Consider the following 1,029-nt stretch of genomic DNA (forward strand, 5'->3'; position numbering starts at 1 on the left):
GATTATCGAATGCATCGATTTTATCCTATTTTGGGTGTATAGAGATGTATATTACATGTATATAAACAAGATGGAGTACATTCAGCCAAAGCTGACCCATGTTGCTATACTTTAAAAAAAAATGCAAAGCCCCGCCCCATGGGAAATGTACTCCATCGCAGGGCCAAACCAAATCACTTTAATTACGGCGCGAAGACCTAATTAACCAGCTTTGACCGCAGTACGTGTGGAATGAAAACGTACGCCATCAAGAGGCTAAAAGTAATTTGGCCACGTTCACCCGCACTTCACTATATTTAAATAAATTTAAATACGCTCCGTGCTGAACGTAACTCCGTTTAGCCCTGCGTTAGGCTTAATTTGACAAACCAATGAAATTAACGATTTTTATATTACTTTTTTCTACTATTTCTGGATTTAGTCAAGAAATAAAATTCAATCTATTTTTGAAAGATTCTTGTTCAAATAGAGTTGAGAATAGCTTTAGCTATCATCTTGAAAAAAATGGAACGGAATATCATATAACGGAATTTGATAACGGAACAATATTGCTTCCAACCAAAGGCGAGTACGAACTTATCGCAACCGAAATCGGAGAAACACACAAAATTGTAATTGACAAACTAATAAATTCGGATACACTAATTAAACCGAGAATTGATGAATATATTAAAATGACAAATGTTTCTTTCACAAAGAAAGCGAGCAAAGAAGAACTTAAAAAACTTGGAATAATTCCTAACTATAGGTTTATGAATTGCGAAAAGGTTTGTGACGGAATTGAAACTGGTTATTTCTCAAACGGAAAAATTAGGCTTAAAGCGGTATTTAAAAATGGACTCGTTATTGGAGAATTAAAAAGATATTATCAGAGTGGGAAAATAAAGGAAATTTCCAATTACGACAAAGATGGAGTTTTGACAAAAAGAACTCTATTTGACGAAAATGGAGAAGTGAAAAACGAATAAAAACTATCCATAGTCTAATCTGGCCATGTGTTAAATCAAAGTTCAAAAAAACGATGAGGAA

Annotated in this window: 1 protein-coding gene; it reads left to right on the forward strand. The window is 33.8% G+C overall.

Features of this window, described 5'->3' with window-relative positions:
- Positions 1-371 precede the first annotated feature (371 nt).
- On the forward strand, positions 372-968 hold the full coding sequence (locus GTQ34_RS16600) for a toxin-antitoxin system YwqK family antitoxin (protein WP_166524926.1): 597 nt from the start codon (positions 372-374) through the stop codon (positions 966-968).
- Positions 969-1,029: the final 61 nt, after the last annotated feature.

This window comes from Flagellimonas ochracea, assembly GCF_009903685.1.
Taxonomy (GTDB): domain Bacteria; phylum Bacteroidota; class Bacteroidia; order Flavobacteriales; family Flavobacteriaceae; genus Flagellimonas; species Flagellimonas ochracea.

What these genes read in the sequence shown, in the direction of transcription:
- GTQ34_RS16600 (WP_166524926.1), top strand. Translation starts at nt 372, where the DNA reads ATGAAATTAACGATTTTTATATTACTTTTTTCTACTATTTCTGGATTT.